Source organism: Mycobacterium sp. (genome assembly GCF_035603715.1).
Taxonomy (GTDB): Bacteria; Actinomycetota; Actinomycetes; order Mycobacteriales; family Mycobacteriaceae; genus Mycobacterium.
Map to the genome: position 1 here is coordinate 1 of NZ_DATNJW010000091.1, position 8,065 is coordinate 8,065.

Annotated in this window: 8 protein-coding genes and 1 pseudogene; 3 read left to right on the forward strand and 6 right to left on the reverse strand. The window is 65.6% G+C overall.

Annotated features, from left to right (window positions below; translation table 11 throughout):
• Positions 1-8 precede the first annotated feature (8 nt).
• The 3 genes from VN856_RS03890 to VN856_RS03900 all read right to left on the reverse strand — a co-directional run bounded on the left by VN856_RS03890 (position 9) and on the right by VN856_RS03900 (position 1,843).
• A complete protein-coding gene (locus tag VN856_RS03890; protein WP_325686329.1) occupies positions 9-953 on the reverse strand; it encodes an aspartate carbamoyltransferase catalytic subunit in 945 nt (314 codons plus the stop codon).
• On the reverse strand, positions 950-1,525 hold the full coding sequence (gene pyrR, locus VN856_RS03895; protein WP_325686331.1) for a bifunctional pyr operon transcriptional regulator/uracil phosphoribosyltransferase PyrR: 576 nt from the start codon (positions 1,523-1,525) through the stop codon (positions 950-952). Before pyrR ends, VN856_RS03890 begins: the two co-directional genes overlap by 4 nt.
• A gap of 96 nt (positions 1,526-1,621) precedes the next feature.
• Complete coding sequence (locus tag VN856_RS03900) at positions 1,622-1,843, reverse strand: hypothetical protein (RefSeq protein ID WP_325686333.1); 222 nt, start codon at positions 1,841-1,843, stop codon at positions 1,622-1,624.
• Between the two features lie 273 nt (positions 1,844-2,116).
• On the opposite strand from VN856_RS03900, the gene VN856_RS03905 reads away from it, so the two are divergent.
• The 3 genes from VN856_RS03905 to VN856_RS03915 are packed head-to-tail and all read left to right on the forward strand — an operon-like array spanning position 2,117 to position 4,707.
• Positions 2,117-2,902 carry a DUF6065 family protein gene (locus tag VN856_RS03905; RefSeq protein ID WP_325686335.1) on the forward strand — a complete coding sequence of 262 codons (786 nt, stop codon included), beginning with the start codon at positions 2,117-2,119 and terminating at the stop codon, positions 2,900-2,902.
• 59 nt (positions 2,903-2,961) lie between these two features.
• The gene (locus VN856_RS03910; RefSeq protein WP_325686337.1) at positions 2,962-4,167 is read left to right on the forward strand and encodes a serine hydrolase domain-containing protein; all 1,206 of its coding nucleotides are present in this window, start codon (positions 2,962-2,964) and stop codon (positions 4,165-4,167) included.
• Positions 4,168-4,707 carry a GNAT family N-acetyltransferase gene (locus VN856_RS03915; protein WP_325686339.1) on the forward strand — a complete coding sequence of 180 codons (540 nt, stop codon included), beginning with the start codon at positions 4,168-4,170 and terminating at the stop codon, positions 4,705-4,707.
• On the opposite strand, the gene VN856_RS03920 is transcribed toward VN856_RS03915, so the two are convergent.
• The 3 genes and pseudogenes from VN856_RS03920 to VN856_RS03930 form a co-directional block, all read right to left on the reverse strand.
• Positions 4,704-5,870, reverse strand: a complete 1,167-nt coding sequence (locus VN856_RS03920) for an acyl-CoA dehydrogenase family protein (RefSeq protein ID WP_325686341.1) — start codon at positions 5,868-5,870, stop codon at positions 4,704-4,706. The genes VN856_RS03915 and VN856_RS03920 overlap by 4 nt on opposite strands.
• Before the next feature lie 47 nt (positions 5,871-5,917).
• The gene (locus VN856_RS03925) at positions 5,918-6,481 is read right to left on the reverse strand and encodes a TetR/AcrR family transcriptional regulator (protein ID WP_325686343.1); all 564 of its coding nucleotides are present in this window, start codon (positions 6,479-6,481) and stop codon (positions 5,918-5,920) included.
• Positions 6,482-6,492: 11 nt separating this feature from the next.
• Positions 6,493-8,065 (reverse strand): annotated as a pseudogene (locus tag VN856_RS03930) (aminotransferase class I/II-fold pyridoxal phosphate-dependent enzyme); the annotation flags it as partial.

An 8,065-nucleotide genomic window follows, 5' to 3' on the forward strand; every position in this document is an offset into this window, starting at 1 on the left:
TGACCCGCTCACGCCACCGCCTCCCCGGTTCCGATCAGCAGGCGGAACAGCACCGCCATGCGCATGTGTACGCCGTTGTTGACCTGTTGCAGCACAGCGGCTTTCGGCGAGTCCGCGACCGATGCGGCGATCTCCATGCCGCGCAGCATCGGTCCGGGATGCAGCACGACCGCGTGGCCGGGAAGCATCGCCTGGCGTCGGTCGGACAACCCGTAGCGCACGGAATACTCACGCGCCGAAGGGAAGAATCCACCATTCATCCGCTCGGCCTGCACGCGCAGCATCAGCACCGCGTCGGCGGCCGGCAGCTCGGCGTCCAGGTCGTAGGAGACCGTCACCGGCCAGTCGGCGACCCCGACCGGCAGCAGCGTAGGCGGCGCGACCAGCACCACCTCGGCACCGAGGGTGGACAGCAACATGACGTTGGACCGGGCGACCCGGCTGTGCAGGATGTCGCCGACGATGACCACACGGCGTCCCTCGATGTCGCCGAGCCGCTGCCGCAGGGTCAGCGCATCCAGCAACGCCTGCGTCGGGTGCTCGTGAGTGCCGTCGCCGGCGTTGATCACCGACGGTCCACCGTCCGCGGTAGACGTCCAGTGGGCGAGCCGATGCGCGGCACCGGATGCCGGGTGGCGGATGATCAGCGCATCGGCGCCGGCGGCGCGCAGGGTCAGCGCCGTGTCGCGCAGCGATTCACCTTTGCCCACAGACGATCCCGCAGCGCTGACGTTGATCACGTCGGCGCTCATCCACTTGCCGGCGACCTCGAAGGACACCCGGGTGCGGGTGGAGTTCTCGTAGAACATCGTGATGACGGTGCGGCCGCGCAGCGTCGGCAGCTTGCGGACTTCGCGACCGACCAGGGCCTGCGCGAAGCGGTCGGCGTCGTCGAGGATCGCGATGGCCTGGTCGCGGGACAGGTCGCCGGCGGCCAGCAGATGCCTGCTCATGAGTCGTCCTCGCGAGCGATGACCACGCCATCGCGACCGTCCTGCTCGGCCAGCAGCACGTGCACGCTTTCGGTGCGCGACGTCGGCACGTTCTTGCCGACGTAGTCGGCGCGCAGCGGCAGCTCGCGGTGGCCGCGATCGACCAGGACCGCCAACTGCACCACCCGCGGTCGGCCGACGTCGCGCAAGGCATCCAGTGCGGAGCGCACCGACCGTCCGGAGAACAACACGTCGTCGACCAGGATCACCAAGGCGTCGTCGATGCCGCCGACGGGTATCGACGTGTTCTCCAGCGGGCGTGGTGGCTTGGTCATCAAATCGTCGCGGTACAGGGTGATGTCCAGGGCGCCGTGCGCGACCTCGGCGCCGGAGAATTCGGCGATGTTGACCGCGAGCCGGTCGGCCAGTGTCACACCACGGGTGGGGATTCCCAACAACACGACTCGAGGTGCGTCGGCACCATCCAGAGCGGTCTTTTCGATGATCTGATGCGCAATACGGGAAATGGTGCGACCCACGTCGGCCGCCGACATCAGTTCGCGGCCGGTGGCGGCGTCACCCGCGGCACTCATGCGAGATCTTGACCTCCTTCTCCGCCTCTCTGGACGGATCGTTAAAGGATGTCGACTGCCGGGCAGCGTAACATTCCGCGCCGCCGCGACGACAATTCAAGCCGCGTGCCGTGGCGATCGGGCCGAGTTCCCCGGCGAGATCAGAAAGTCGGGGCATTCGGTGCCGGCAACGATGATGCCGGTGAAATCGTCGGCGCGAGCGATGGGTGTCAGAGCCAGCTGGCCGATCGCGATGAGAAGCACTCCGCCTACGGCAGCGACCACGCCGATGGCGATACGCACCAGTCGGCGCCGGTAGGTGCTGTGGTCGTAGTTCACTGCGGGCTCCATTAACCAAGCCGCTGCCGGGACCAGTCGGTATGAACGCGGACAAAGTAAATTTTCAGGCTCATCTCAGGATTTGTTAAGGAAAACCCGGCCTGCGTTATGCGACTGAGACTGCTGCGTTATACATCTGTGATCCCTTAGACGCCGTCACCCGCCACAGCACTTACCCAGGAGCGGTTAGTAACCTCATCTAAGTTCCAACGGGCCGCCAGCCGCCGCAGCATGACGTGAGACATGTTTCTGGGAAAGGGACTCCGGGATCCGATGAGCGACGAGTCAAACGTGCCGGTCCGGCCACTGATCGGATTCACCACCGGCGTTCACGCGCCGCCGATCAGCCCGGCGCCGATCAACCGGACGTGGATGTCAGAGACGCGCCGAGGTTGGGCGAATCGGTGTTTGCCGCTGCTCATCGCCAATCAGGGTGGTTGGGAGTTGCGCAATCCGAGTGCGTTCACCGCTACCTGGATGGGTGGGAACACCCCCGCGGATCTGATGATCGTGCCGGACACCCGCGCGGCCGGTCAGTTACTGCCGGCGAGCAATTTCGGCTACGGCATTCTGACCTGGCATCTGCCGATCCTGTTTCGCACTCCGCCCGGCTACGATCTGTTGGTCCGCGGGCCGGCGAACCATCCGAAAGATGCCGTTTCCGCGCTCGAGGGCGTCGTCGAAACAGACTGGGCCAGCTCGAGTTTCAGCATGAACTGGAAATTCACCCGCCAGCTGATGCCGGTGCGGTTCGAGATCGACGAGCCGATCTGCATGATCGTGCCGCAGCGCCGAGGTGAGTTGGACGAATTCGCACCCGAACTCAGGCCCATCGAGTCCGACGAAGATCTGCGCCGCAAGCACGAGTTCTTCCTTCGCTCACGTCACGAGATGGGACAAGCCCAGGCAGCGACGGACACCACCGCGGGAGAGCGCGTTCCGTGGGAAGGCGACTACGCGCGAGGCCACCACGCCGACGGCGAGGTGGGGCCGCAAGATCACCGGACTCGCCGCCATCTTCGTCCGTTTTCTCGGCCACAAGATCAAAACCAGCCTTAGGGCTGCCGGCGCCGGACCTGGTCCGTGCCAGCGCGACGCCACTGGCTAACGTGACTCGGATGAATCTCGACGGCAACCAGGCCTCCATTCGTGACGCCTGCGACGCCGGTCTGCTCGCCGGCGCCGTAACCATGGTGTGGCAGCACGGAAAAACGTTGCAGATCAACGAAATCGGCTACCGGGACGTCGATGCCCAGTTACCGATGCAGCGAGACACGCTGTTTCGCATCGCGTCGATGACCAAGCCGGTCACCGTCGCGGCCCTGATGAGCCTGGTCGACGAGGGCAAGGTGGCGCTGCGCGACCCGGTCGTGCGCTGGCTGCCGGAATTCGCCGACCTGCGGGTGCTGGACGATCCGAGCGGTCCGTTGGATCGGACCCGTCCGGTTCAACGGGCGATTCTGGTCGAAGACCTGCTCACCCACACCAGTGGGCTGGGCTACGGATTCTCGGTGGGCGGACCGATCTCCCGGGCCTACATTCGGCTGCCGTTCGGGCAGGGTCCCGACGCATGGCTGGCCGCGCTCGGCGAGCTACCGCTGGTGCATCAACCGGGTGAGCGACTGACCTACGGTCACTCCACCGACGTGGTCGGCGTGCTGGCGTCGCGCATCGAAGGTAAGCCGTTCGATCAAGTGCTCGACGAACGAATCCTGCAGCCGCTGGGCATGATTGACACCGGCTTCTACGTGACACTGGAGGGTCGTCGTCGCGCCGCGACGATGTACCGGCTCGACGGCAACGACACACTCCAGCACGACGTGATGGGCCAGCCGCACATCGCGCCGCCGGCGTTCAGCAATGCCGGGGGCGGGTTGTGGTCAACCGCCGACGACTATCTGCGGTTCATCGAAATGCTGTTGAGCGACGGCACAGTGGACGGTGTCCGGGTGCTGTCAGCGGAATCGGTACGGCTGATGCGGACGGATCGGCTCACCGACGAGCAGAAGCGGCACAACTTCCTCGGATCGCCGTTCTGGATCGGGCGCGGTTTCGGGCTCAACCTGTCGGTGGTCACCGATCCGGCGAAATCGGCCCCGTTGTTCGGGCCGGGTGGTCTCGGGACATTCAGCTGGCCGGGCGCGTACGGGACCTGGTGGCAGGCCGATCCGGCAGCCGACCTGATCCTGCTCTACCTGATCCAGAACATGCCCGCCTTGTCAGCCGATGCCGCCGCCGCGGTCGCGGGCAACACCTCGCGGGCGAAACTCCAAGCGGTGCAACCCAAATTCGTCCACCGCACCTATCGCGCGCTCGGTCTCTAGATGGCCGATTACACGCCTGAACGCATCGCCGGACCGCGGCTTCTGCTGCGTTTACCGGTACTCGACGACGCAGGCACCCTGTTCCAGCGGGTCGCCCGCGACCCTCATGTCACCAAATACCTGCTCTGGACGCCGCATCCCGACGTCGCGGCAACCCGACGGGTGATCGCCGAGAGAATCAACGTTCGCGAGCACGACCGAACCTGGGCCATCGTGCTGCAGCACAGCGAGGAGCTGATCGGGATGATCAGTTGCTGGCGTCCGGTCCGGCACTCCGCCGAAATCGGCTACTGCATCGGGCGACGTTGGTGGGGCAAGGGTTTGATGTCCGAAGCGCTTGACATGGTGTTGGCCGCACTCGAGGCCGATCCCGACGTCTACCGCGTCTGGGCCACCTGCAATGTCGACAACGAGCGGTCAACCCGGCTGCTGGAACGAGCCGGGTTCCTGCTGGAGGGCCGACTGGCTCGTCACGCGGTCTACCCCAATCTGGGGCCCGAACCACGCGACAGTCTGCTGTTTGCCAAGGCCTTGCGCTAGACCATCGCGAACGGCGACACCTTCGCACCGATCTCCAACGCGCCCGCGAGTTCGCGGCTGCCGTCGTAATCGAAGACGACGTGCCCGGAGATCACGTCGACATCCCGCTTGGCCCGCTGCAGCGGGTGGTCCAGAAATTGCGCGCTGGCACCCGACGACTCGAGCAGATCGGCGATCACCGCGCGGGATTCATGCACCACGTGTGCCGCGGCGGCGCGCACACCGGATCGCACTTTGCGGCCGATGCGCTCCCCGCTGGCAACCCGGGCCTGAATATCCTGAGCGGCCGCCTCGGCCACGCTGCGCATGGCCCGCAGTCGCACCCGTGCATCGCCGAGGCGCAGTTGGGCTGCGGGCTGATCCTTCTGCGCCGCACCGGAATACGCGAGCACCCGCTCACTGAGCCGCCGGGCGAAGAGATCCGCGACCAGTTCGGCGGAACCCAGCGCGGGCATCGCGGCGGTCAGCGCCAGCGCCGGAACCATCGGCCACCGGTACACCGCGGCATCGTGCAGCGCCGCGCCCGGTGTGGTGCCGCCGTAGATATCGGTCACCGCGACCAGTCGGTGTTCGGGCACCCATACGTCGTCGATGACGACGTCGTTGGATCCGGTGGCGCACATGCCGGCGGTGTACCAGACGTCTTCGACGCGAACGTCGCTCGCCGGCAGCAAGACCAGGGCCGGATACGGCCCCTCGTCCGGCCCGCAAATGGCGCCGACCATCACCCAGCCGGCGTCCATGATCCCGGTTGCCCACGACCATCGCCCGGTGAGCCGGACGCCGCCGTCCGCCGGGATGGCGCGGCCGGTCGGTGCCAGCGGAGCAGGGCATAGCACCGGGCCGTCGACGAACACCTCGTCCTGGGCCCGCTCACCGAACAGCGCCAGCATCCAGTTGTGCAGGGTGTAGAAGCCCAGCGTCCACGCACTCGACGTGCAGCCATGCGCCATCAGCCGCACAACCTCGAGAATCTCGGGAAACTCAGCCTGACAGCCGCCATACCGCTTCGGCATCAGCAACCGGGCCAGACCGGAGTCCCGATAGTCGGCGATGGTGGCCGTCGGCAGCCGGCGTTGCTTCTCGGCCTCCCCCGCGCGATCGGCCAGGCGCGCAACAAAATCGGCGCTGACCTCTGGGTGCGACGTCCGCGGTGCCGTCATCCTCGGGACCATACCATACCTTTTGGTATGGTATGGGGCGCCGGAAGTCACTGTCGCAGCATGACTTCCAGAAAATCCTCGCGTCGCCCCGCGGCCAATGGGCTGGGCCTCGAACCCGACAGGTGCAGGAAGCCGATGCCCGCGGCGAATGTCGCGGTAGCGCGCATCTCGGCCTGCTCATGGTCGAAGCCGGCATCGAGAAAGGCCTGCCGAACCGCGGCGACAACCTTCTGATCGGAGGCCCGAACCGCGGCGGCCACCGCGGGCTCCGATCGTGCCCACTCCCGCATGGCGCGCTCCAGCATCCAGTGCCGCGGGCCCACCAGCGCCGTCATCATCCGCGACAGCCGTTCCCGGGGCGGCTGAGCATCAAGGGCATCGAAGGACCGGTCCTCGTCGCGGACCGCGGCCCAGGTGTGGATCAGCGCGTTCCGGTAAGCCGTCATGTCGCTGAAATGCCAGTAAAAGCTGCCCTTTGTGACGCCCAGACGCGTGCACAGTTGACCGAGGGTCAGGGCTTTGACGCCGTCTCGGGCCAGCACCCGAAAACCCTCTTGGACCCAGTCGTCCACGGATAGCCGGGTATTGGTCGCACTAACCGAAGACGCCATGGCCGGTAAGCCTAGCGATTGGCGTTGCGCCCGTCGCCGATCACGGTGTCGGAGCAGCGGGCGGCGTTGATGCGTTTGAGCGCGTCCTCGGTGAACACCGACAACCCCAGGTCGGGGTTGTAGCCGTGAATTTCTTTGACGTCGAGTTGCGCCAGGAAGTACAGGATCTGCTTGGAGACCATCTGACCGGGCACAAGCACCGGAAAGCCCGGCGGATAGGGCACCACGAATCCGGTTGACACCAAGGATTTCCCATCGGCAAGTCGACGACCCGCCTCCCCGATCATCACGTGCTCGCGATCGGCGTCCTCATAGCCCGCGTAGAACGCCGAACGCATGTCGCCGAACGCGCTGGCGTCGTCGGGCCGGAAGGCGCTGTCGAACTCACTGAAGTCCGGCAGCGGCGGCAGGTCCTCGGTGATCTCCTCCACTCGGCGCTGGTGCAGGGCGCGGTCATCTCTGCTGGCCGCGTTCTGGATTCGGTCGAAATCGGTGGCCACCCTGCGCAATACGTCGAGCAGATAGTGCACACTCGACCAGGTCACCCCGATCGTGAAGATCAACAGCACGCTGTTGATCGACGTCTTGTTGATCTGGATGCCGAATCGGTCCATCAGGATTTTCTCGCGGAAGTCGTATCCGTTCATGCCCGTCTGCCCCAGGTACAACGTGACCCGCGTCGGGTCGAGCACGAATTGGTCGGACCGCCACGCCTCGTTCCACTCCTGCAGCGCGCCTTGGCGCACCTGGCGGTAGGAGCTGACCGCGGAAAGCCGGAATTCGTCTGGCACCAAATCGGATTCGTCGAGTATGCGGAACCACTTACTGATCAGCCGGTCTTTGCGGACGCGGTGACGGAAGACCAGCGCCATGTCGTAGACATAGCGCACCATATCGAAACCTTCGATGTCGACCTGCCGACGGGCCAGGTCCAGCGATGCGAGCAGTTGCTGGTTGGGCGACGTCGAGGTGTGGGTCAGGAACGCCTCGCCGAACGCGTCGCGGGACTGCGAGTTGAAGTCCTGGTCGCGGATATGGATCATCGACGCCTGCCGCAACGCCGACAGCGACTTGTGGGTCGAGTGCGTGGCGTAGACCCGGACCCGGGCCCGACTTGGATCGGGAAGCAGCCGGTGCTCATCCCATTGACGGCGGTCGATGCCCTGCATCGACTCTTTCCACTGCAGATACTCCTGGGCGTAAGCCGGTGACGAGAGCATTGATTCGAGTTGCTCGGCAGCGATCATCGCGGTGCGTTGCCGCGCCCACGGCACGGCGGTGGCGAACGCGTACCACGCCTCGACCCACAGGAAGCAGATGTCTGGCTTGATCGCCAGCACCTCCTCCATCACCCGCCGCGGGTTGTAGACGACGCCATCGAACGTGCAGTTGGTGAGCAGCAACATCCGCACCTTGCTCAGCTGCCCGGCAGCCTCCAGATCGAGCAGAGCCTTCTTGATGGTCTGCAGCGACACGGCGCCATAGATGGCGAACGGCTGAAGCTCGTAGGCGTCGAGGTAGAGCGGATACGCCCCGGCCAGCACCAGACCGTAGTGGTGCGACTTGTGGCAATTGCGGTCGATC

What these genes read in the sequence shown, in the direction of transcription:
- VN856_RS03925 (WP_325686343.1), bottom strand. Translation starts at nt 6,481, where the DNA reads ATGGCGTCTTCGGTTAGTGCGACCAATACCCGGCTATCCGTGGACGAC.
- VN856_RS03910 (WP_325686337.1), top strand. Translation starts at nt 2,962, where the DNA reads ATGAATCTCGACGGCAACCAGGCCTCCATTCGTGACGCCTGCGACGCC.
- VN856_RS03890 (WP_325686329.1), bottom strand. Translation starts at nt 953, where the DNA reads ATGAGCAGGCATCTGCTGGCCGCCGGCGACCTGTCCCGCGACCAGGCC.
- VN856_RS03915 (WP_325686339.1), top strand. Translation starts at nt 4,168, where the DNA reads ATGGCCGATTACACGCCTGAACGCATCGCCGGACCGCGGCTTCTGCTG.
- pyrR (WP_325686331.1), bottom strand. Translation starts at nt 1,525, where the DNA reads ATGAGTGCCGCGGGTGACGCCGCCACCGGCCGCGAACTGATGTCGGCG.
- VN856_RS03920 (WP_325686341.1), bottom strand. Translation starts at nt 5,870, where the DNA reads ATGACGGCACCGCGGACGTCGCACCCAGAGGTCAGCGCCGATTTTGTT.
- VN856_RS03905 (WP_325686335.1), top strand. Translation starts at nt 2,117, where the DNA reads ATGAGCGACGAGTCAAACGTGCCGGTCCGGCCACTGATCGGATTCACC.